This is a genomic window from Bradyrhizobium sp. 195 (genome assembly GCF_023101665.1).
Classification (GTDB): domain Bacteria; phylum Pseudomonadota; class Alphaproteobacteria; order Rhizobiales; family Xanthobacteraceae; genus Bradyrhizobium.
The window spans coordinates 681,068-703,273 of the sequence record NZ_CP082161.1 but is presented as its reverse complement, the minus strand read 5'-3'; the positions used below and the strand labels follow the sequence as shown (position 1 = coordinate 703,273).

At 63.6% G+C, this 22,206-nt stretch carries 25 protein-coding genes and 2 tRNA genes; 4 read left to right on the top strand and 23 right to left on the bottom strand.

The genetic code is table 11. From position 1 onward, the window contains the following. The 12 genes from IVB26_RS03285 to IVB26_RS03230 all read right to left on the bottom strand — a co-directional run bounded on the left by IVB26_RS03285 (position 1) and on the right by IVB26_RS03230 (position 9,767). Positions 1-438, bottom strand: coding sequence for an ABC-three component system middle component 2 (locus IVB26_RS03285; protein ID WP_247567542.1), 438 nt, complete (start codon positions 436-438; stop codon positions 1-3). A 62-nt stretch (positions 439-500) separates the two neighbouring features. Then, entirely contained in the window at positions 501-1,634 is a 1,134-nt protein-coding gene (locus IVB26_RS03280; protein WP_247567546.1) for an ABC-three component system protein, read from the bottom strand. A 321-nt stretch (positions 1,635-1,955) separates the two neighbouring features. Next, entirely contained in the window at positions 1,956-3,533 is a 1,578-nt protein-coding gene (locus IVB26_RS03275) for a site-specific integrase (protein ID WP_247970599.1), read from the bottom strand. An 85-nt stretch (positions 3,534-3,618) separates the two neighbouring features. Beyond that, positions 3,619-3,694 (bottom strand) — tRNA-Phe (locus IVB26_RS03270). A 174-nt stretch (positions 3,695-3,868) separates the two neighbouring features. Continuing rightward, on the bottom strand, positions 3,869-4,051 hold the full coding sequence (yacG, locus tag IVB26_RS03265) for a DNA gyrase inhibitor YacG (RefSeq protein WP_246927981.1): 183 nt from the start codon (positions 4,049-4,051) through the stop codon (positions 3,869-3,871). A gap of 145 nt (positions 4,052-4,196) precedes the next feature. Further along, on the bottom strand, positions 4,197-4,829 hold the full coding sequence (locus IVB26_RS03260; RefSeq protein WP_008543015.1) for a Maf-like protein: 633 nt from the start codon (positions 4,827-4,829) through the stop codon (positions 4,197-4,199). Positions 4,830-5,141: 312 nt separating this feature from the next. Then, complete coding sequence (locus tag IVB26_RS03255; protein ID WP_246932327.1) at positions 5,142-5,609, bottom strand: arsenate-mycothiol transferase ArsC; 468 nt, start codon at positions 5,607-5,609, stop codon at positions 5,142-5,144. Positions 5,610-5,681: 72 nt separating this feature from the next. Beyond that, complete coding sequence (locus IVB26_RS03250; protein WP_247970598.1) at positions 5,682-6,179, bottom strand: UPF0262 family protein; 498 nt, start codon at positions 6,177-6,179, stop codon at positions 5,682-5,684. Further along, positions 6,176-7,471, bottom strand: a complete 1,296-nt coding sequence (hisD, locus tag IVB26_RS03245; protein ID WP_247970597.1) for a histidinol dehydrogenase — start codon at positions 7,469-7,471, stop codon at positions 6,176-6,178. The genes IVB26_RS03250 and hisD overlap by 4 nt, the downstream gene beginning before the upstream one ends. Positions 7,472-7,617: 146 nt before the next feature. Next, positions 7,618-8,067, bottom strand: coding sequence for a DUF2948 family protein (locus IVB26_RS03240; RefSeq protein ID WP_247970596.1), 450 nt, complete (start codon positions 8,065-8,067; stop codon positions 7,618-7,620). 82 nt (positions 8,068-8,149) lie between these two features. Next, positions 8,150-8,809 carry a Rossmann-fold NAD(P)-binding domain-containing protein gene (locus tag IVB26_RS03235; protein WP_247970595.1) on the bottom strand — a complete coding sequence of 220 codons (660 nt, stop codon included), beginning with the start codon at positions 8,807-8,809 and terminating at the stop codon, positions 8,150-8,152. A gap of 19 nt (positions 8,810-8,828) precedes the next feature. Beyond that, entirely contained in the window at positions 8,829-9,767 is a 939-nt protein-coding gene (locus tag IVB26_RS03230) for an SDR family oxidoreductase (protein WP_247970594.1), read from the bottom strand. Positions 9,768-9,851: 84 nt separating this feature from the next. Between IVB26_RS03230 and IVB26_RS03225 the strand changes: the two genes are divergently transcribed. Next, positions 9,852-10,493 carry a TetR/AcrR family transcriptional regulator gene (locus tag IVB26_RS03225; protein WP_458309310.1) on the top strand — a complete coding sequence of 214 codons (642 nt, stop codon included), beginning with the start codon at positions 9,852-9,854 and terminating at the stop codon, positions 10,491-10,493. A 139-nt stretch (positions 10,494-10,632) separates the two neighbouring features. Here the strand turns inward: IVB26_RS03225 and IVB26_RS03220 are convergent, their stop codons facing one another. The 5 genes from IVB26_RS03220 to IVB26_RS03200 form a co-directional block, all read right to left on the bottom strand. Next, the gene (locus tag IVB26_RS03220; RefSeq protein WP_247970593.1) at positions 10,633-11,457 is read right to left on the bottom strand and encodes an alpha/beta fold hydrolase; all 825 of its coding nucleotides are present in this window, start codon (positions 11,455-11,457) and stop codon (positions 10,633-10,635) included. A gap of 130 nt (positions 11,458-11,587) precedes the next feature. Beyond that, a complete protein-coding gene (locus tag IVB26_RS03215; protein ID WP_247970592.1) occupies positions 11,588-12,097 on the bottom strand; it encodes a hypothetical protein in 510 nt (169 codons plus the stop codon). 296 nt (positions 12,098-12,393) lie between these two features. Further along, the gene (locus IVB26_RS03210) at positions 12,394-12,702 is read right to left on the bottom strand and encodes an EthD family reductase (protein ID WP_212087400.1); all 309 of its coding nucleotides are present in this window, start codon (positions 12,700-12,702) and stop codon (positions 12,394-12,396) included. 290 nt (positions 12,703-12,992) lie between these two features. Then, on the bottom strand, positions 12,993-14,699 hold the full coding sequence (locus IVB26_RS03205; protein ID WP_247973047.1) for an FAD-dependent oxidoreductase: 1,707 nt from the start codon (positions 14,697-14,699) through the stop codon (positions 12,993-12,995). A 26-nt stretch (positions 14,700-14,725) separates the two neighbouring features. After that, a complete protein-coding gene (locus IVB26_RS03200) occupies positions 14,726-14,914 on the bottom strand; it encodes a hypothetical protein (protein WP_247970591.1) in 189 nt (62 codons plus the stop codon). A 317-nt stretch (positions 14,915-15,231) separates the two neighbouring features. On the opposite strand from IVB26_RS03200, the gene IVB26_RS03195 reads away from it, so the two are divergent. Together IVB26_RS03195 and IVB26_RS03190 are read left to right on the top strand one after the other, a co-directional pair. Beyond that, a tRNA-Thr gene (locus IVB26_RS03195) sits at positions 15,232-15,306 on the top strand. A gap of 80 nt (positions 15,307-15,386) precedes the next feature. Then, entirely contained in the window at positions 15,387-15,737 is a 351-nt protein-coding gene (locus IVB26_RS03190; protein ID WP_247970590.1) for a RidA family protein, read from the top strand. Positions 15,738-16,765: 1,028 nt separating this feature from the next. Here IVB26_RS03190 and IVB26_RS03185 read toward each other — a convergent pair. The 3 genes from IVB26_RS03185 to IVB26_RS03175 form a co-directional block, all read right to left on the bottom strand. Then, positions 16,766-17,242 carry a cyclic nucleotide-binding domain-containing protein gene (locus IVB26_RS03185; protein WP_247970589.1) on the bottom strand — a complete coding sequence of 159 codons (477 nt, stop codon included), beginning with the start codon at positions 17,240-17,242 and terminating at the stop codon, positions 16,766-16,768. A 249-nt stretch (positions 17,243-17,491) separates the two neighbouring features. Further along, positions 17,492-18,121 carry a ferric reductase-like transmembrane domain-containing protein gene (locus IVB26_RS03180; protein WP_247970588.1) on the bottom strand — a complete coding sequence of 210 codons (630 nt, stop codon included), beginning with the start codon at positions 18,119-18,121 and terminating at the stop codon, positions 17,492-17,494. Between the two features lie 12 nt (positions 18,122-18,133). After that, positions 18,134-18,634, bottom strand: coding sequence for a peptidase associated/transthyretin-like domain-containing protein (locus tag IVB26_RS03175; RefSeq protein ID WP_247970587.1), 501 nt, complete (start codon positions 18,632-18,634; stop codon positions 18,134-18,136). A 285-nt stretch (positions 18,635-18,919) separates the two neighbouring features. Here IVB26_RS03175 and IVB26_RS03170 point away from each other — a divergent pair, with 285 nt between their 5' ends. After that, positions 18,920-19,927 (top strand): LLM class flavin-dependent oxidoreductase, encoded by a 1,008-nt coding sequence (locus tag IVB26_RS03170; RefSeq protein ID WP_247970586.1) that lies wholly within the window; start codon positions 18,920-18,922, stop codon positions 19,925-19,927. 165 nt (positions 19,928-20,092) lie between these two features. Here IVB26_RS03170 and IVB26_RS03165 read toward each other — a convergent pair whose 3' ends face one another. From IVB26_RS03165 to hpaH, 3 genes are read right to left on the bottom strand one after another with little or no spacing between them, the layout of a single operon-like run. Then, positions 20,093-20,968, bottom strand: a complete 876-nt coding sequence (locus IVB26_RS03165) for an amidohydrolase family protein (RefSeq protein ID WP_247970585.1) — start codon at positions 20,966-20,968, stop codon at positions 20,093-20,095. Positions 20,969-20,981: 13 nt separating this feature from the next. Next, a complete protein-coding gene (locus IVB26_RS03160; RefSeq protein WP_247970584.1) occupies positions 20,982-21,377 on the bottom strand; it encodes a RidA family protein in 396 nt (131 codons plus the stop codon). Between the two features lie 25 nt (positions 21,378-21,402). After that, on the bottom strand, positions 21,403-22,206 hold the full coding sequence (hpaH, locus tag IVB26_RS03155) for a 2-oxo-hept-4-ene-1,7-dioate hydratase (protein ID WP_247970583.1): 804 nt from the start codon (positions 22,204-22,206) through the stop codon (positions 21,403-21,405).

Below are 22,206 nucleotides of genomic sequence, written 5' to 3'. Positions count from 1 at the left end.
TCAGAGGTCCAATCCGCGCAGCGAAGTGAGGCGATCAAATTCTGCGCCCCAACGCCCGATGTTGCGCGACATGAACCTGCTCAGGTCGTCGTCGTTCATCGCGCCGAAGCTGGAAGCGACCCACTCGGCGCGGGCCCTCAGCGCGGCCGCGTACCTGCTGGATAGTAGCTGTACGAAAGCCTTGGTGAGAGCGGTACCCGCATAGACAATGCCGGACGGGCTATGGTGCTTGTCCAGAAGCTCCCGTGAGAACATGAAGTCGAGGCCGGCCCTGACGAGATCACGTCTGACGAGGAACTCCGTTCCGCGGAACGGCACCGCGGGATGCAGACTCGGAGGACCACCATCCACATCCCCGGAGTGAACGATCAGATAGTCGTAGCTGATCAGACGCTGAAGGTCCGACTCGGCCTTTCCAGCGTCGAGAACGAACAGCAACCTGAATCCGCATTCCAGCGGCGTATTGAACAGACGCGCAGAACTCGTGGTGTCCCCTAGATTCATTTTTCACACCATGTAACGCGCTGGTCGTTCGCAAGCTGGTGGCAGATGCCTTCGCGGTCATTGGTGGTGGCATGGTCACCGAGGACGTGCCCTCCCAGCTGGAGCGACTGGGCTGCCTTCACGGTTTCCTGGAGTCGCTTCAAGCCCGCGAGCCCTTCGGAGGAATAGGCATGATAGAGCCCGTTGCAGAACTCGTCCAACAGCGTGTCAAAGAAGGTTTGATCGGCCATCTGGTCGCGTGCCAGCTCCTTCAGACCTTCGGCGCTGTAGAACGTGAGCCGTGACCGCTCGAAGAGAGCGCGCATCTTCGGCTGTTCGGCGAAGTCAGTTACGGCCGCGACCGGAATGCCCAGATGCTCCGCGATCACGGCGAACAGCTGCTCGATGTATCCGCTTTCCTGCGCATGCATTTCCGAGGGCGGTTTTGGTGGCAACGGGCGATCGATCAGCGGCGCGCCAAACACCACAAGATGAAACGACGTCTGCTTGTGTTCCAAGATAAGTTCGAGCGGCTGCTTGGCCCGAAATATGGCGAAATCAAAGGCTCCGATATGCGCTTTCAGTTCGGGAGAGAGGTCAATGACGCGCTTGGCTGTGATCTTCTTTGCGCAGTGCTTGTTCCAGCCTGCAATGACCTCCGCCTTTAGCTTTGCGGGATCATCAAGCAAATCTTGCAAGGTGCCCGCAACTCCCTGATGGGTGACGAACCAATATTCCTCAGGCGAGGTAAAATCACCCTTGAAGCTGAAGTACAAGACCTTGCCGATCTCTTCGATTGCAACGGCTTTCGAGAGAGCATCCGCATAGTGCTTGCACTGGTACAGCCGCCAACGCCGTGGCTTCACATTCGGGGGATCGCGCCAGACAATGATGTCGCGGCCTTTGTCTCCCGCTCCGCCGCGCTGCTGGACCTGGTAAACGTGCGGAACGTGCTTTGCGAGGTAACCCGTGGCCCATTCCAGCGTGAAGCGTTCGAACTGTTTATCATTGAAATTCTTGAGGCGGTCGATCGGATCGACGGGAAGTCCTGCGCCAACCCCGAGCAGGCGCGCGTTCGCATTCGGCCAAGGCGTCGGTGCCGCAAGCTCCTCGACTTCCAAACCATCCGTATGTAGCTGACCGTCCCCCAAAGTCGCCTCATTACTCACCACCTATGGCTGTGGTGCTTATGTAACCCTATCACGGCCTTCTCTGGCGCATCCAGCGGAATGCGGCGCCATACCCAGCTGCAGAAATTCCGACAAGAGGCAGCTCTCAGCAAGGACGCCAGCAGTTGTCGATGCAGCTTGCAAGCGGACGCCCCACGAGTCTGCTGAGGGTGAACAGCGGACCCGAGTGCCGACTCTTGTTCTGGAATGGTGGTGAAATGGCGCGCCCGGAACCATTCAAACGTCCGACCATCACATTCGTAGTCGGGTGCTGCTAGTCTAGAGCCTATAAGGCACATACCACTACGTGGCTTCTTTGCCGCTCGCGACTCCCGCCAATTCGAGTGCTGGGATCTTACAAAGCTCTCTAAAAAGCGCCTCGATTGGAAATTCGCCATACGAGTCAGCCACCGACTTCGATCCATGACCTGTGATCGCATTCAGAATATCTTGGGCAAGCCCATGCTTTCGTCCAAGCGTCTTGATACGGTGACGCCAGGAGTGACTTGGCGATAGCCGCGGGTCTTTCAGCCCAAGTTGACGCACAAAACGCCCGATCATCTTGGTGCCATTACCGCCGCGCTTACCGAACTTGTCCGGCGAAAGCTCGGCGAACAGAGGACCGGACTTCACCCCAGCTACGAAATTGAGAAAACCATTCTCAATCAGCGCAGGGTGAACGGGGACTACTCGCTCCGAGCCAGAAGTCTTGAGCGAACCGGCTTCCGGGACGAATTTCATGCACCAAATGTCCTCGACCTTCAGGATATCCTCGCGCCTCAACTGGCAAATCTCGGAAAGTCGCGCTCCCGTGTAGGCACCAACCCACGGCACCCACCGCTTGACCCGATCGTTCTGCGAGCGCGCGGCGCGAAGGATGGTTTTGGCCTCCTCATCGGTGAAGCTTCGTTTGCGCTCGCCTTGTTTGGCTTTGACATCCAGCGAAACGCCTTCGGCGGCATTCGAGCTGATGAGCTTATTCTGGACACCCCATTGCAGGATTGCCCGCACTGGCGAGAGCTTCGAACCTTGGATGGTTTTCGCCCGCAGTCCGGCGTCCACCATAGCTCGCTTCCAGTCGACGAGGTTCTCCGCCGTCAGACGATGGGCATCGGTATGTCCAACATATCTCTCTAGCTCCCTGATGACACGCGACCATTCGTAAACAGTCTTGGCTACCGGCCGTCGCTCGGCCGCCCAGCCATCCAGAAGATCCTGGAATGCGACGGCTCGCGCGGGCGAGCGAGCGACAGACCCGCCCGGGGATACAGACAAATTCGGGAAGGGGAACTCTGGAACAGTTTCGCCTTTTGCCAACTTGGCTAACACTAGACTGGCGCGCTGTATGGCAGTTCCAATAGCACGAGCCATGGTTCGTCGATTCTGCCAATCCTCGGAAAACCCTTGAGCGCTCAGGTAGCCGTTCGCGGCCTCGAAACAGGCCTGCTCCATTCGAGTGATCTTGTGCAACTCCGGCTCAGGAGAAAAGAAATCGACCGACTGCGCACGAGCCGCGTCTTTTTCTTCCCTGGCCGGCGGAGGGCCAAAAAGCCGATCCCCAACTTCGGTGTCCCAGCTGGTCTGTTGACTGGGATTGTCCCTGTACTGCTCCAGCCACCTCTCATACGAAACCACGGCCAGCTGATGCGCCTCACGCTCGGTCAGAAGTTTCGGCCCGGCGCGCAGATTGGCCCATCGAGCCTCCAGCTCGGCGAGCGCTTTCGAATGCCGGACTTTCGCCTCTGCGGGATCGCGGGTCTGAAGGCTAACCTTCTCCTCGCGCTTGCCGACGAGCTTGCGCAGGTCGTCCGGGACGACTTTTCGGAGCTGATAGATTCCGGTTTTCGGATGCTTCCAAGGACGTGACATAGCAAGGGGCATTGTACCACCGGGTTGTACCAAAACCGTAGCGGTAAGCCATTGAATTTGCTGTTTAGCTTTGAATATCAGGCTCTTAGAAGAGCCGTGGTGCCCAGGGGCGGAATCGAACCACCGACACTGCGATTTTCAGTCGCATGCTCTACCAACTGAGCTACCTGGGCGTGCTGAGCGAAGGACCCAAGGCCCATCGAGCGGGCGGTTTATAGTGGGCTCGGGGCGGCCTGTCCACCCGGCTTCGTCAAGTAGCTTGGCCGGGCGCGGCCCGGCTGTGCACAAGGTGGGACGGGCTTGCCGCGGCGCGCTGGCAATCCAAGCAAGATATTGATATAATTTATCTATTCGACGTCATCCACATCGTCGTCGCGGCCGGGGATGACGTAGGAGCCTTTCAGCCAGCGGTTCAGATCGACGTCGCGGCAGCGCGAGGAGCAGAACGGACGGGTGGCCTCCGACTGCGGCTTGCCGCAGATCGGGCAGGTTTTGAGCGGGCTGGCGGGATTTTTGACCTGGTCGTCCATGATGTCGGCGGCTTGCACGGGGTGAAACGGTTCAAGAGCCTGTCGGCAAACAGGTTCCCTGGGCGGCTGCGCGTGCGCCCCATCCGGCCATTCTACTTTGCATGGGGTTGTTTTCGCGATTTTTGTGGGGCCGCGGCTTGCCGGCTCACACCGCGGTGGTGGCGTTGAGCCAGCCGAAGCGGATCGGGAAGCCTTCGCCGCCGAGCAGCGTGGTGGTCTCATAGAGCGGCAGGCCGACCACGTTGGTGTAGGACCCCACCATCTTCACCACGAAGGAGCCGGCGATGCCCTGCACGGCGTAGCCGCCGGCTTTGCCGCGCCATTCGCCGGAGCCGATATAGGCCTGGATGTCGTCTTCCGAGAGGCGCTTGAAGCGGACGCGGGTCTCGACCAGGCGCTGGCGGAAGGCCTCGCGCGGCGTGACCAGGCAGATCGCGGTGTAGACGCGGTGGTTGCGGCCCGACAGCAGCCGCAGGCACTGCGCGGCCTCGTCCACCAGATTGGCCTTGGGCAGGATGCGGCGGCCGACCGCCACCACGGTGTCGGCGGAGAGGATGAAGGCGCCGCGCAGCTCGTCGTCGAGCTGCACCGATTTCAGCGCCGCATCGGCCTTGGCCCGGGCGAGGCGATTGGCGCAGGCGCGCGGCAGCTCGCCCCGCCTCGGCGTCTCGTCGACGTCGGCCGGCCGGAGCGCGTCCGGCTCGATGCCGGCCTGGTTGAGCAGCGACAGCCGACGCGGCGAACCGGAGGCAAGTACGAATTTGGGGCGGCCAAGCATCAGGTGATTTGGGGGATGAAGCGGGGTGAATTGCGCGCGGAACCTATCGGAAGGGGGCTGGTTTCACAACCCGGGAACCCCAGGTTTGGTGATTCGAGGTTTCCGACATGGCTGTGCCCACAGTCTGTGACGCGGGTGTTACGGGAGGTCTTGCGACGAGCTCGCTGTCACCTCTCCCGCTTGCGGGAGAGGTCGGCGCATAGCGCCGGGTGAGGGTTCTCTCCTCTGGGGGATTGTCCCGCTGTGGCGACACCCTCCTCCCGCAGGCGGGAGAGGGAGCGCACCACGGTCGCGTGATAACTTCGGACATCATCAACCTGATGCCGCGCCGACCTTCGCAAAACGCCGGCGGATGCGCAGCAGCAGCTGATCGCAGACCTCACGATAGGCCGCGAGCTTCTGGTCGCGGCTGCCCTCGATGGTGGTGGGATCCTGCGTCGGCCAGTATTCGACGTCGGCCGCGAGTGTCCGCGTCAGCTCCAGCGCCTTGTGGTGCGCCTCGGGCGAGAGCGTGATGATGAGGTCGAAATTCAGCCCCTCCCAGTCCTCCAGCTCCTCGAAGGTCTGCGGCTTGTGCGCAGAGATGTCCTGCCCGAGCTCGGCCATCACGGACACCGCAAACGGATCGAGCTCGCCGCGCCTCGCCCCGGCCGACTTCACGTAGAGACCCTGCGGAAACATGTGCTGCAACAGGCTCTCGGCCATCGGCGAGCGCACGCTGTTCATCGCACAGGCGAACAGCACCGATTGCGGATCGCGTGCGCGGGGGGGCGCAGCCATCGCTTACGCTCTTTTATTTTGGCGCATGATCCGATCCGAAAACCGGTTCCCACTTTTCGGGATCATGCGCGCTTACCCCTTCCAGTGAAGGACAGTAATGAGCGTGAACAGCCGGCGCGAGGTCTCGAAATCGACCCGCACCTTGCCCTTCAGCCGCTCCTGCAACGTGCGCGATCCCTCGTCATGGATGCCGCGACGGCCCATGTCGATGGCCTCGATCTTGTCGGGGGTCGCGGTGCGGATCGCCTGGTAGTAGCTGTCGCAGATCATGAAATAATCCTTCACGATCCGCCGGAACGGCGTCAGCGACAACAGATGCGCAACGACGGGCGTGCCGTCCTCGCGGCGGATGTCGAACATCAGACGGTTGCCGGTGATGCCGATATGCAGCGTGAACGGGCCCTGCGCGTCGGCGCCGTCGGGCGCGAACAGGTTCTGCTCGATCAGGTCGTAGATCGCGATCGCGCGCTCGTGCTCGATATCAGGCCCGGAACGGCCGATCGATTCTTCGTCCAGCGTGACGCCGACGATGCGATTGGTCGAGTCGTCCTGTTCGGGCGGCTTTGTCATGACAGATTGAGGCGCAATCCAATCGAACGCGAATGGGCATCGAGCCCCTCCGCCTTGCCGAGCGTCATCGCGGCCGGACCCAGCGCACGCAGCTGATCCGGGCCGCATTTCAGGATGGAGGTGCGCTTCATGAAGTCGTGCACCGAAAGCCCTGAGGAGAATCGCGCCGAGCGCGCGGTCGGCAGCACGTGGTTGGAGCCGCCGACATAATCGCCGATCGCCTCCGGCGTATGCGGCCCGAGGAACACAGCGCCGGCATTGCGGATTTTCGCGGCCAGCGCGTCGGGATCAACGGTCATGATCTCGAGATGCTCGGCGGCGATGGCGTCCGCGAGCGGGATGGCGTCGGCGAGGTTCTTCACCATGATGACGGCGCCGAAATCGGCCCAGGATGCGCGGGCGATTGCGGCGCGCGGCAGCGTCTTCAACTGCGCTTCCACCGCCTTTTCGACGTCGGCGGCAAGGCCTGCCGAGTCCGTGATCAGAATCGACTGCGCGCTGGCATCGTGCTCGGCCTGCGCGAGGAGATCAGCGGCGATCCAGTCGGCATTGCCGGTGTCGTCGGCGATCACGAGCACCTCGGACGGACCGGCGATCATGTCGATGCCGACCTTGCCGAACACCAACCGCTTGGCGGCGGCGACATAGGCATTGCCGGGGCCGACGATCTTTGCCACCGGCGCGATGGTCGCGGTGCCGTGCGCAAGCGCGGCCACGGCCTGCGCGCCGCCGACGCGGTAGATCTCGCTGACGCCGCCGAGATGCGCGGCCGCCAGCACCAGCGGATTGAGCTTGCCGTCGGGCGAGGGCACCACCATCACGAGGCGCGAGACGCCGGCGACCTTTGCGGGCACGGCGTTCATCAGCACCGAGGATGGATAGGCCGCCGTGCCGCCGGGCACGTAGAGGCCGGCAGATTCGATCGCGGTGTAGCGCCAGCCGAGCTCGACGCCGAGCGGGTCGGTGAAGCGTTCGTCCGTCGGCAGCTGGCGGCGGTGATAGATCTCGATGCGGTCGCGCGCGAGCTTGAGCGCATCCAGGGTCGCGGCATCGCAGGCCTTTGTCGCGGCTTCGATCTCGGCGGCGGTGACGCGAAGGTTGCATGCATCCAGCGTCAGCCGGTCGAACTTTGCCGTGGCCTCGAGCAGGGCCGCATCGCCCCGCCTGGCGACGTCGTCGACGATCGCGCGCGCGGCGGCCTCGACGTCGGCCGAGACCTCGCGCTTGGCGGCGAGGAAGGCCGCGAATCGCTGGTCAAAATCGGCGCTGCTGCGGTCGAGGCGAACGGGCATGTCTGGCTTGGCTTCTGGCTGGTCTTTGGGGCGGGTTGGCGCACCAGGTCCCCTGCTCAATGGCGCGGCGGGGAAGCGGCGTCAACCCTCGCAAGGTGCCGTTCTGGCGCGGGCACGGGGGCGGTACGGCTGGTATACGGGCAACCTCACACCTCCCCCTCGATCTCCACCCCCGTTCCCAGTGCATCCGCCCCGAGGTCGGTCAGCTCGCATTCCAGGCATTCGACGTCGAGCCGGATGACACCACCTTCCGCGAACAAAAGCAGGGCGCTGCCGGCGGGCTCCTCGTCGCGCCCGTCCCTCGGGTGAAATTCGATGCCGACGAGGTCCAGGACCTTGTCGGGAGCAGCGAGGTCGATGTTGCGCGACTTGCAGGCGAGCACGCGGTCGAAGCGGAGCGCGGCGACCAGCCGACGCGGCTCGGCCTCGCCCTCCAGCGTCTGCTCCCAGTCCAGCCGGCTCATCCCGACCACAAGCCGCTTCTCACCTTGTCGCCAGAGGATGTCGGAGGCCTGGACACGCGCGTCCTGGACATGGGTCGAGATCACGGCGAGATCATCGGCGTCGAGTGCGATCAATTTGAGCTGGGGCGGCATCGCCGACGCTTCTCCTTCGGAGTGGGCCGGGCTCAACGCGCACAGGCCCCGAAATTTCCGTTCAAATTAACGGGTCGGCCGGTTAGAGGCTATTGATATCCTCCATCTCCAGCACCTTCCGCGGATACCCCTCCCGGGCGACGTGGATCATGGCGCGGCCGATCTGCTCCGTCGAGGTGACGAGCCGCGGCGAGAGCCGACGCAGCACCGACCAGAGCGGCCAGGTTGCGGTATAGACCGCCTGCACCCAAGGTGTCTTGGAACGGGCGCCGTGCAGCGGCTGGATCGCGCCGGGCCGGAACATATAGGCGGCCCTGAATGGCAGCTTGAGCAGATCGTTCTCGGTCTTGCCCTTGATCCGCGCCCACATCCGCGAACCCCGCTCGGTGGAATCAGTGCCGGCCCCGGTGACGTAGGTGAAGACCATCTGTGGGTTGAGCCGTGCCAGCGTCGTGGCTGCCGCGAGCGTGAGGTCATGGGTGAGATGCCGGTAGCGCTCCTCGCTCATGCCGATCGAGGAGACGCCGAGGCAGAAAAAGCAGGCATCGAAGCCGGTCAGCTGCGTTTCGATCGCCGAATAGTCGAGAAAATTGTCGTGGATGATCTCGACGAGCTTGGCGCTGCGCACGCCGGTCGGACAGCGGCCGACCACGAGCACACGGCCAATGCCGGGATCGATCAGGCATTCGCGCAGAACGCCCTGCCCGACCATGCCGGTCGCGCCGAAGATGATGACTTGCATCGGGAGGTCCCCAAACGGCTCATGCGGCGGCCGCGATCTCGTCGAAGGATACACCAGTCAATGTCGCCGAGGCATCCCACAGCATGGCCGCCGCAGCGAGATCCTTCGCGTGCGGCATGATCTTCGCCAGCGCGGGCGCCCCCTTCATTTCGTAGAATCCGTTCGGACCGTAATACCCGCCGGGCTCCGCTGTGGGCGAAGTCGCGGCGAACAGCGTTGGCAGTGCGCCCTCGGCAGCGGACTGACTGAACAGCGGCTGGAGTAGCCGGCCGACCCGCCACTGGAGCGAGTTGGCGCCCAGGCCGTTCGCGACGAGATCGGTGCGCGCAAAGCCAGGATGCGCCGCAAGGCTCATCAGGCCCCAGCCGGCCGCGTCGCTACGGCGCTGCAATTCGAGGGAAAACATCAGCATCGCCAGCTTGGACTGGCAGTAGGCGCGCCACGCGCGATAGGCGTGCTTGCCTTGCAGATCGTCGAAATTGATCGCGCCGGAGCGGTGCGCAAGGCTCGAGAGATTGACGACACGAGGCGCCTTCGCGGGGCGAAGCTGCGGCAACAGGTGCGCCGTCAGGGCGTAGTGGCCGAGATAGTTGGTGCCGAGCTGCATCTCGAAACCATCTTCGGTCTGCTGTCGCTTCGGCAGCGCCATCACGCCGGCATTGTTGACGAGGAAGTCGAGCTGCTCGTTGCCGGCGGCAAAGCGCTTGGCGAAATCGGCGACGGAAGCGAGGCTGGCGAGATCGAGATGCTCGTAGGCGATCAGCGCGTTGGGAAACCGCTCGCAAATGCCTTCGATCGCCCGCAGGCCCTTTGCGTCGCTGCGTCCGGTGAGTATGACAATGGCACCGGCGCCCGCCAGCGCCATGGCCGTCTCGTAACCGAGGCCGCCCGTCGCTCCCGTGACCACGGCCGTCTGGCCGGCGAGAGAGGGGATGTCTGCCGTGGTCCAGTCGGTCATGCCATGTCTCCGTTCGGGGCTGGAACGAGGCCCGCGACCGGTCTAAATGTGCACTGAGTGCAAGTTTGCAAGAGGCGAGCCGATTTGAAGCCTTCGAAGGTCGTCCGGAAACGCGTCAAGTCATTGCCCCCAGGCGGAAATTCCCCTGATGGCACCGGACTGCGCCAGCGCAAGCAGCAGGAGACCCGCGCGCGGCTGACCCGGGCGGCGATGACGCTGTTCCTGGAGCGCGGCTTCGAAGCCACGACCATCGACGACATCGCAGCAGCGGCGGACGTGTCGCGCCGGAGTTTCTTCCATTATTTCGCGTCCAAGGAGGACGTGGTCGCCGCTTGGCAGGAAGGCGCGGCAAGCGCCTTGGTCGCCGAGATCGTTGCCCGGCCTGCGGATGAACCCATGCTGACGGCCGCGGAAAATGCGATCGCAGCGGCGGTCAAGCGGATCGATCCCGCGGAAGCCGCGGCGATGTCGCGGCTCAAGCGCGACAATCCCGCGCTTCGGGCCCGCGATCAGCTCAAATACGAGAAGCTCGAACGCGCGCTGGCCGACGGCCTCGCCCGGCGCGCCAGAACCAAATCGGACCAGCTGAAGGCGCGCCTCGTCGCCATGATCGCCACCGGCGCAATGCGCGTCGGCGGCGAGAGCTGGATCGGCGAAGGTGTACGGGAGAAGCCGGAGATTTTCGTCAAGCGCACCTTCGATGCGATCAGGGCGATCTTGAAGTGAGCTGGTGCGTTCACCCTCCAATATCGCAGGGTGGGCAAAGCGAAGCGTGCCCACGTCTTCTCAGTAATTAATGGCAGGTGGTGGGCACGGCGCGAGAGCGCCTTTGCCCACCCTACGATTCCGGACTCGCGGAGCGCCTTCACTCCTTGAAAAACGCCAGGAGATCCGCGTTGATGGTCTCGGCGTGGGTGGTCGGCATGCCGTGCGGGAAGCCCTTGTAGGTCTTCAGCGTGCCCTTCTTCAGCAGCTTGGCCGAGAGCGGGGCGGAATCGGCGTAAGGCACGATCTGGTCGTCGTCGCCGTGCATCACCAGCACCGGCACGTTGATCTTCTTGAGGTCTTCGGTGAAGTCAGTCTGCGAGAACGCGACGATACCGTCGTAATGCGCCTTGGCGCCGCCCATCATGCCCTGGCGCCACCAGTTCTGGATCACCGCTTCCGACGGTTTTGCGCCGGGGCGATTGTAGCCGTAGAACGGGCCGGCCGGCAGGTCGCGATAGAATTGGGTGCGACTGGCGGCAAGTTGCTTCTGGAGATCGTCGAACACGCTCTTCGGCAGGCCGCCGGGATTGGCGGGGGTCTGCACCATCAGCGGCGGCACCGCGGAGAGGATCGCGGCTTTCGCCACCCGGCTGTCGCCGTGGCGCGCGATGTAATGCACGACTTCGCCGCCGCCGGTGGAATGGCCGACATGAATGGCGTTCTTGAGGTCGAGATGCGCGGTGACGGCCGCGAGGTCGTCGGCATAATGATCCATGTCGTGACCGTCGGCGACCTGCGACGAGCGGCCATGGCCGCGGCGGTCATGGGCGATGACGCGGTAGCCGTTGTTGACGAAGAAAATCATCTGCGCGTCCCAGTCGTCGGACGACAGCGGCCAGCCATGGCTGAACACGATCGGCTGACCACTTCCCCAATCCTTGTAGAAGATCTCGACGCCGTCTTTGGTGGTGATGGTGGGCATGGACTGCTCTCTTTCAGTGAAGATCCATTGCGCTACGCGTGATCAAGCACGCGCCGATGATGCGCAGATAGGTGCGCAAGGTCCCGAATGCGATGTCTCGCATCACCTGGGAACGTTGAGAATCGTGTGATCAGGCAAATGCCATCGGCCTGAAGCGGCGCCAGGCGCCGATGGTGATCACGACGAAGAACACCAGCACGATGCCCTGCACCACCGCGAACACGGGACCAGATGGTGGCGCCGGCGCCACGGCCGGCGCGAGCGCGGCCAGCGCCGGCACCTTGAGGAACGACTGGATCACCAGCACGAAGACGTTGAAATAGAGCGAGATCATCGCGGTCACGATGTAGACCGGACGCCAGACGCCGGAGAGCTTCATGCCGTACAGCGCAACGCAGGCGAGCGCGAGCAGCACCAGCGAGATGATGCCGATGATGTGCGAGGGCAGCAGCTTCTCAAACGGAAACAGGAAGCCGGTGACGCTGGTCAGGATCGTGAAAGCCAAGAAGATCGCGGTGAGGCCCGGCATCGACTTCGAGCCGAGCAGACCGAACATCACGACGAGGCCGGCGGCGATGGCGATCAGGCTGATGATGACGTGGACCAAAGTGAAGGCAGGCAGGCTCAAGCCAAGGACCATGACATCTCTCCTACTCTCCGCGTTGAGATGAGGAGAGTAGTATTACGGTGCTCATGGAATTGCCACATGCGTTGTCGCCGCATGCAGGTGCGCAGCCATGCGTCATCGTGCGAATCGACAAACGCATGGCTGAACTTTTTGCATCACTGTCGCAATCGCGAGCAGATGTAATTTGTAGCCCGGATGGAGCGCAGCGAAATCCGAGAAGCTTGCCACAAGTGATAGGGCCCCGGATTGCGCTTCGCTCCATCCGGGCTACGAGGCGACGAGGCCTCTACGAAAGTTGAATCGATCCTTCACACTTCCTTGGTGTCGAAGATCAGGAGGTCGGCGCCGCCGCTGGCGAATTTCGGCACGTCGGCGCCGGTCGCCTTGCCTTCCTCGCTGCCGAATGCCGCCTGAATATCGGCTACGCTGTCGAAGGTGAGAATGGCGACGAGATGGATTCCGGAGGGCCCGGCGGGAGATGCGACCGGCCCTTTGCTGATGGCGTATTTCTTCAGGCCGGGAAGCTTCTTGGCGAGCGGAATATGCGTCTCGGCATAGTACTTGTCGAAGGCGGCAGCATCCTTGGGTGTCTTGTAGAGCACGACGATTTCAGCCATTTAGTCCTCCCGTTAGATATTTTGTTTGTAGATCCTCATGGTGAGGAGGCGCGTGAGCGCCCCTGCGGACGATGCTTGCGCATCGCCGCGCGAACCATGCAGGCCCGGATGTATCCGGGCCTTCATCCTTCGAGACGCGCGCGCTGCGCGCTCCTCAGGATGAGGGGATAGTCTGTGGGACGCGGCGCGATGGCAAGCCGGATTCGTCTTGCCACCCGCTTGTCTTCTGCTTGACTTATCGCTGAGCGCGATCTTGCGGAAAACCGCTTCACACTTTTCCGGATCGTGCTCTAAAGCGCCGGTTTTGCGGCGTCGCCGAGATAGCCGTGCAGGGAGGCCACGACCTGGGCGCCCTCGCCGATGGCACCGCCGACGCGCTTGACCGAACCGGAGCGGACGTCGCCGACGGCGTAGACGCCGGGCACGGAGGTCTCCAGCGGCGCCACCAGCCGGCCCTGGTTCTGCTCGGACTGCGCGCCTGTCACGACGAAGCCGCCGCGATCGAGCGTCACGCCGCAGCCGTCGAGCCAGGAGGTGGCGGGATCGGCGCCCACGAACAAAAACAGGTTGCGGATGTTGGCTTCATCCTCATCGCTCGACAACCGGCTCTTCCAGCGAATGCGCCGCAGCAGCGAGGCCTCGTCGCCCTCGAGCGCCGTGATCTCGGTGTTGAACATCAATTCGATGTTCGGCGTCGCTTCGATGCGCTCGATGAGATAGCGCGACATGCTGGCGCCCAGACCGCCGCCGCGGATGATCATCAGCACCTTCTTGGCGTGACCCGAGAGGAACACGGCGGCCTGGCCTGCCGAATTGCCGGCACCGACGAGGGCCACCTCCTCGCCGGCGCAGAGCCGCGCCTCGACCGGCGAGGCCCAGTACCAGACGCCGCGTCCCTCGAACTTGTCGAGGCTTGCGATCTCCGGCCGGCGATAGCGCGCACCGCTCGCGACCACGACCGCCCGCGAGCGCAAGGGATCGCAGCCGTCGAGCGCCACCGAGAACGCGCCGTCCTTGCGCGTGCAATCGAGCGACTTCACCGTGACGGGGATCATGATGTCGGCACCAAATTTTTGCGCTTGGGTGAAGGCGCGCGCGGTCAGGGCCTGGCCGGAAATGCCGGTCGGAAAGCCCAGATAGTTCTCGATGCGCGCGCTGGCGCCGGCCTGGCCGCCGAAGGCGCGGATGTCGAGCACGGCAACGGACAGTCCTTCGGAGGCGGCATACACGGCGGTGGCAAGACCGGCCGGTCCGCAGCCGACGACAGCGACGTCATAGATGCGGTCGTCCTTTGCCCCGCCGATCATGCCGATGGCGCGCGCAAGCTCGGTCTCGTTTGGGTTGCGCAGCACCGCGCCGCTTGCGGCGACGACCAGCGGCCAGTCCTGAGGCTTGGGCGAATAGCGCGCGATCAATTCAGCGGCGTCGCGGTCGTGCGCGGGATCGAGCAGATGATGCGGCTGGCCGTTGCGGGTGAGAAAACCCTGCAGCCGGACGACGCCGGCCGAGTGCGACGGACCAATCAGCACGGGACCGCCGACGCCGGCCTGGATCAGATTGACCCGGCGCAGGATCAGCGCCCGCATGATGCGCTCGCCAAGGTCAGCCTCGGCGACCAGCAGCGCGCGCAGCCGGTCCGGCGGCAACAGCAGCGTCTCGACATCGCCCTCGGCGCGGCCGTCGACCAGCGCCGGCTGGCCCGAGAGCTGGCCGAGTTCGGCCAGAAATTGACCCGGCCCCTGCTCGATCACCGGCGTGACGTGACCAAGCCCGTCGCGCTGGGTGATGGCGACATGGCCTTTCAGCACCACGAACATGCCGGGCCCCGGCTTGCCGGTCTCGAACAGGAATTCGCCGTCGGCGTAGTTACGGACTTCACCGAAATGCCTGACACGCTCGATTTCAGCCGGGGTCAGCGCGGGAAAGGTCTGCTCGGGGCGCGTGAAGCGCGACATCAGCGCGTCATCGTCATTTCGTTGCTGTTCGTCCTGCGCCATCGTCATTCCCACTCATTCCAAAATTCTCAAGTACCGGCTTTCCCGGCGGTCCCATTACTTGGGGAACCATCATCGTTTTGCGAGGGCTCAGAGCTTGCGGCGCGTTCGCGCGCCTGCAGCTTCCGCCGCTTCAGGTTTTCGCGCAGTGCCGATTTCAGCCGGTCGTCCCGGGACGACTTCGCCTGTCTCGTGCTCTTGTCGGTTTCGTCGGCCATTGCGGGTCCACTCAGGTGTCACCGGCAATACCATGCCCAAGGAATACGGCAGCTCAAGAGGCCCGGGTGATCCGATCGTGCGAAACGCGAAATGAATCCAGCGCGAGCTTTCAGGCAACTGGCCAGTTGGGTGGGAATATCGGAACCCGAATCGACGCAAAGCCGGTGGTTTCGAGCCCAAATGGGCACTTTGGCCCCGATATCGGCCCGATTTTCTCGTTTTGACAGGCCGAGCAAGCTTGCACAGGAGGGGGGCTTGTGGCAGATATCGGCCCGCTTGGTAGGCCCCTCGGGCGCCCGATTCTTCACCAGCACATGCTGCCGTAGCTCAGTGGTAGAGCACTCCATTGGTAATGGAGAGGTCGACAGTTCAATCCTGTCTGGCAGCACCAGCTTCCCCTCCTGAAGCGAGCCTTTTTGAAACAAGCCTTGCGCCCTGGCCAGCGGGTCCGCAACATCCACGGATGCCATCGTGATCAAACGTTCCCTGCCGTATGAAGGACTGCTCCACGAGATCGTCGAGCATAACGGCGTGCTCTATCTCGGCGGCATCGTTCCTGAAGATGCGGGGCTCGACATGACGGGCCAGGCCGACGATGTGCTTCGACAGTTGAAGACCTTGCTCGATGGGGCCGGCTCCGATCTCTCCTGCGTTCTCCAGGTGACCATCTTCATGGCTGATCTCGCCGACAAGGCGGCGTTCAACCAGGTGTGGAAGCGCTATTTCACCGCGGACCAGCTGCCGGCGCGCGCCGCCATCGGCGTTGCGGATCTCGGACCTAGCGTCAGGCTGGAGCTGACGGCGATCGCCGCCCGTCGCTGATACAGGCGACACCGGCGAAGCGCGAACGTTCGGTCATTCCTGTGTCCACACATGAAGCCGCGTTCTCGCGGCTTGAAACGCCCGAGTTTTGCTCGTTTCCTTGACCCTCTTCTTTGAAGAGGGCGCAGGGAAGACCGGGTGCCGGCTGGCACCCATGACCCGCTGCGCGAAAGATTTGCACACGCAAATGCGCAGGCGGACAACAGGTGGGCCGGAAAACACCCGGCCTTCCCTGCGCGATGGGGTTGACGGCCTATGCCTGCTCTCCCCGGAGCCGAGTTCCTTCTGGCCTCCGTCACCTCGCGAAAACTGATGCACCGCGTCCGGTTGGCCGATGCATCTTCGCGAAAGCTTGGCTGTAGCAACGACAGCCAGGACGACATGGTTTAGCCGTACGCAGCAACATCGTTCGTCACACGGAGCAAGACCTCACGAGGTTCACCCGCCCTGGTCCCGCCTTGCCGTGCCCGACGCAGCCGCGTCCACCGCACCCCAGCCCACGTTCGTTGCGACGTACGATCGCCCCTCTCCTTGGGTCGGGATGGCGCGAATATGCCGCAATTCCGAATTTCGGTAAAGTGGAATATTTTCGCGGCGGGGGCTTGACGGGTTGTGGGTGTTTTGCCCGACGTTTCACAATCGGTGCACGATGTCGGCTTTTATGGCGCCTTCGAAAAGATGCGTCACAACGTCCTTTTGACCACTAGATTCATGGTGATAGTGTCATAGCTCGCGGTCTGTCCGGGAGGACACGATGGAATGGCTTGACCGGCTGTTTGGAAGGACGTCGGCGCCTCCGACCCGACTCTTTGCGAGATTTCGGCGGAGGGGACCGACTGATCCCGACCTTCTGAAAATTGCCAAAGACCGAAAAGGTCATCTTTCACGAAGAGCCGTAAGAGATGAATATAACCGGCTGGTCTTGGAAAAATACGCGCACGATAAGTCGTGATTTCCAAGATCCGTCGAGGCCTTGCTCAGTGGCGAGACATGAGGGTTTCGCGACCGGTCTGCCCGCCTGCGCACCATCAATCGTCATCACCCAGCTGCTGCCTCGTGAACCGATTGTCTGCCCGGCGCAAGCGCCGGCACAGTTCGCGGTTGATGTTCTGCAGGACGACCACATAGGCGTGGATGTCGGCCTTGTAGCAGGCGTAGAGATTTTGGGCCGTCAGCTCGTACAGCACCGTCGGCACCTCTGCGACCACCGTCGCAGAGCGGTTTTGCATTTCGATCAGCGTCATCTCGCCGAAGAAATCACCACGCTCCAGCCGGGAAATGGGGATGGCGCTTCCCGCATTCGCCCGCTTGCTCACCGCGAGGCGGCCGGATTTGACGATGAACATCGAGCGTCCCGGCTCGCCCTCCGCCACGACGGTCGCGTTGGCATCGAAGCAGCGCTCGACCAGCATCGACATCAGCAGATCGAGGCCTCCGTCCGAAAGGCCGCCGAAGAACGGCGTCGCGAGCAGGAACGCTCTCAGATCGGGGGCAGCCACAATCATCGGGCGAGGTTACGCCTCGGCGCTATTTGCGGCAAGCGGAACGGCGTGCGCCGTCATTGCGAGCGGAAGCGAAGCAATCCAGAATCGTTCCGCTGCGGCAGTCTGGATTGCTTCGTCGCAAGAGCGCCTCGCAATGACGTGGTGAGAGATTTTCGCCTCTTGAGGCGTAGCCCGGATGGCGTGCAAGCGTAGTCCGGGGCTGTCAGCCACGGATGCAGCTACCCCGGATTTCGCTTCGCTCCATCCGGGCTACGGGCTTTCCCCGCGCAGCGTCCTTCGCTTTCGCCAGACCTGCAGATCAACCATGACCTTGATGGTCGCCGCGAGGACGGCTGCGCACAGCACGGCCTTCGAGACCGTCTCCATTGTTCCCTCGATCAGGAGGCAATGGGCGACGGTGCCTGCGACGATGACGATTGCGAGGGGAATATGGACGATGCGCCAGGTTCGCAGCCGCAGTCCCAATCGCCGGCGCAACGCGGCCAGAATCGCAACAATGAAGATGGCCCACATGGCGGTCACGCCGAAGGGTGAGAACGGCGTCGGCGATGCATAGGTCAGCGCGTCGATCATATCAGGGGGACTGGTGATCCAGAGGCCGGCGACGTGGACCACGACCGCAAGCGCAAGCGCGCCGCCGATCCAATGATGGGCGCGCCGACCGCGATAGGCCGACAGTCCCGGCAGATAACCGCCGACCAGCAGAGGCTGAATCAGCACGAGGCCGAGGGCGATGATCCCGGCAAATCCGGCAAGGATGTAGACCGGACCGCGCCATGCGAGCTGCTCGCTTGTTGCAGCTAGCGCGATCGGCACGCCAATGGCCACGGCAAGGGCGACCCAGATCAGGATCACCCGCGCCAACCTCCACCCCTTCATCCGTAAGCCCGGTCAGGCCGGCTGCAGGACGAAGTGCGCCTCGAGGCTGGTTTCCTTGGCGCTCCGCATCACCGGCCGCAGGAAGACGGTTTTGAACTCACCGCTGTCATAGGCGAGGTGACCATGCGGCTGGCCGAAGATCGGAATGATCTGCGGCATCTCCAGCCGGAACTTGCCGTCCTTGTCGGTGAGCGTGGCGCCATGGCTCTGCGGCTCGTGCTCCTGCCCTTCGACCGTGTGCGCCCAGATCTGAATGCGCTGCCCGGCAAGCGGAGCCCCGTCGCCGGCGCGGCGGACGGTGCCGCTCATCCAGAAGCCGCCCTTGCCGATCCGGTCCACGGTCGCCGCGCCCTTGCGGTAATTATTCGCTCCGCCCGACATCGTTTCGGTCGGCGCGAGGCCTGCCGCACGGGCGGGCAGCAGCAATCCGGAAACGCCTGATACCAAGACGCCGGTTGCGAGGACGGAGCCGCCCGTGAGCAGGCTTCGGCGGTTGAATAGGACCGTGGTCATGTCGGTTCCTCCTGGCAACCCTGCGGCTGCTCCCGCAAGCTACAACAACAGGCGCAAAACGCCCAGTTGCGACGAAGGGCGCCTAAGGTCGCAATAACAGTGTTGTGAACGGAAGCGCGAGCCACTCGAACAGCCGCGTCCGCCGTAGCTCGGAGAGCGAAGGCGGAAGCGAAACCAATCAAAGCCTTGCTTGATGACGAAGCATGATGGGTTTCGCAAATGCTCTACCCATCCTACGCACTGACACTACATGTGACTGCGCAGCCACCCACGCCGGTAACCCCCATGATCCCCTTCTCCGTGCTCGACCTCGCGCCGATCTGCCAAGGCGGCGACGCCGCGCAAGCGTTTCGCAATTCGCTCGATCTGGCGCAGCATGCGGAAGGCTGGGGGTACAAGCGGTTTTGGCTGGCCGAGCATCACAACATGACGGGGATCGCCAGCGCTGCGACGTCGGTGGTGATCGGGCACATCGCGGGCGGGACCAGGACGATCCGCGTCGGCTCGGGTGGGATCATGCTGCCGAACCATTCGCCGCTGGTCATCGCCGAACAGTTCGGCACGCTGGAATCGCTCTATCCCGGGCGAATCGATCTCGGGCTCGGGCGGGCGCCGGGCACCGATCAGTTCACAGCAAGGGCGCTGCGGCGCGACCTCGCGACCACGTCCGAGAATTTTCCGCATGACGTGCTGGAGTTGCAGGCGCTGCTCGGCGATATCAAGCCGAACCAGGCGATCCGCGCCGTGCCCGGCATGGGGACGAAGGTGCCGCTCTGGATCCTGGGGTCGAGCACCTTTGGCGCGCAGCTGGCGGCGATGCTCGGGCTGCCGTTCGCGTTCGCCTCGCATTTCGCGCCGCAGATGATGATGCCGGCGCTGCGCGAATATCGCGCGCGCTTCGAGCCGTCAGTGCAGCTCGACAAGCCCTATGCGATGATCGGCGTCAACGTGTTTGCCGCCGATAGCGAGGCAGAGGCGCAGCGGATGTTCTCCTCGCTGCAGCAGCAGTTCATCAATCTACGCCGCGGCACGCCAGGCCCGCTGCCGCCGCCGGTGGACGACATGGACGCGCTATGGTCGCCGGCGGAAAAGGCCATGGTCGGCCAGTCGCTGTCGTGCTCTGCGGTCGGCTCGCCCGAAATGGTGGAAGAGAAGCTGAAGGCGCTGATTGCCGAGACCGGTGCGGACGAGCTGATGACCACCGGGCAAATCTACGACCATTCCGCGCGGCTGCGCTCGTTCGAAATCGCGCCGGAGGTGCGGGAGAGGGTGGCGAAGCAGCCGGTGGGGTGAGCGTTCGCACCGACGGCGGTGCGCTGCCTCCCCCGCTTGCGGGGGAGGGCTGGGGAGAGGGTGCCTCCGCAATGGGGCAATCCCCTAGAGGAAAGAGCCCTCACCCCCACCCTCTCCCGCAAGCGGGAGAGGGAGCGCACTGCGCGCGTGGCGTGCGCCCAGACTCTAATCCGCAAACCCGAACAGCTTGGCCGGATTGTGCACCAGAATCTTCTCCAGCTCCGTCTGGTCCGGCGCGTAGCGGTACATCAGCTCCAACAGGTCGGCATCGTTCGGCGGCTGCTTCACCGACACCGGATGCGGCCAGTCGCTGGCCCAGACGCAGCGGTCGACGGCCGCCTCGATATAGGCGCGCGCGATCGGGATGACGTCGTCGTAGGGCGCGCCGGCCTTCGAGGTCTTCTCGCCGAGCGACAGCATCACCCAGAAATTGCCCTTGGCGAACAGCTCCAGCATCTTGCGTAAATTCGGATCGTCCTTGCCGGCCTCGGGGTCGGGCCGCGCCATGTGGTCGATCAGCACGGGCACGTCGAGATTTTCGTATTTCGCAACACTCGACATGATGCCGTCCTTCTCGGGCTGGATCTTGACGTACCAGCCGAGCTCGCGGATGCGGGCGATGGCGCGGGCGAAATCGGCGTCGGACAGCACGGCGCCGAGCTCCTGGCGGAAGCTGAAGCGCGCGCCGCGCACTCCGGCCTCATGCAGCTTGGAGAGATAGGAGTCGCTCGCTTCCGCGAACACCAGCGCGTTGGCGCAGCCGCGATAGTTCGGGCCCATCGCAGCTAAGCCGTCGAGCACGACGGCATGGTCGGCGCCGTAGGTCGTGGTCTGCACGATGATGCCGCGCTCGATGCCGAGCTGCTTGTGCATGCGCAACGCAGCTTCCCAGGTTGCACTCGGCATCCGATAGGCCGCGCCGGGACGCTCCGGATATTTGTCGATCGGACCCAGCACGTGAAACTGGCTGTCGACGGTCTTCGGCGGCGGCGCCTTGATCGGACGGCGCGGATTGGGATCGAACGGCAGATAGGTCGGCATGCGCAAAACTCCTTCAGTCGATCACGGCGGTGAAGTCGCACTGCACCAGCGCGCCGCCGTCCATGTTGTCCATCGGCAGCGCGTGGCGCGCCGGGCGCGAATGCTCGTCCGGAAACATCTTCAGCCACTCGACATTGACGGGCCCGCGCTGCGTGCGGTCCTTCAGCCACACCGTCATCTTGATGATGTCGTCCGTGCTGCCGCCGGCGGCCTCCACCGTCGCCTTCATGTGCGCGAACATGTTGGCGCATTGGGCGTCGAGACTCTCCGGCATCGCATTGGTCGAGGGATCGCGGCCGAGGATGACACCCGACATCACGAGATTGCCGATGCGGCAGGCGTTCGGAATCGGATTGACGTGCTTGAAGCCGCCGATATGGATGCTCTTGCGCCGTGTTTGACCCGTCATACTGCGCTCCCTGTTTGTTATTGGTTCAGACAAACTGGCACGACACCGACCCGAACGCGCCGTAATCGGCGTGGAACGTGTCGCCGCGGCGGATGTCGACCGGACGTGTGAACGATCCCGCCAGCACGACCTCGCCCGCCCTAAGATGCTCGTCATGCGGCGCGAGGCGGTTGGCGAGCCAGGCGATGCCGTTGGCGGGGTGATTGAGCACGCCGGCTGCAAGGCCGGTTTCCTCGACCTCGCCGTTGCGGAACAGCAGCGCGCCGATCCAGCGCAGATCCGCGTCCATCGGGCGGATCGGACGGCCGCCGAGCACCAGCGCGGCATTGGCGGCGTTATCCGAGATCGTGTCCATCACCTTGCGGGTCTTGCCGGTTTCCGGATCGACGCGATGCATGCGCGTCTCCAGGATCTCGAGCGCCGGCGTCACGTAGTCGGTGGCATTGAGCACGTCGAAGATGGTGCAATCGGGACCGCGCAGCGGCGCCTTCAGCACGAAGGCGAGCTCGACCTCGATGCGCGGCGCGTGGAAGCGGTCGAACGGAATCGGCGTCGCGTCGGCATAGAACATGTCGGCGAACAGCACGCCGTAATCCGGCTCGGAGATGCCGACCGCGTTCTGCATCGCCTTCGAAGTCAGGCCGATCTTGTGGCCCTTGATGATGCGGCCGCGGCCGAGCTGAAGTTTGGTCCAGGCGCGCTGGATCGCGTAGGCGTCTTCGATGCTGAAATCCGGATATTCTTTCGTGAACATCGGGATCAGCGATTTCGTGCGCTCGGCCTCGTCGAGGCGCGCGGCAAGGCGTTCGATCGTGGCGCTATCCAGCAT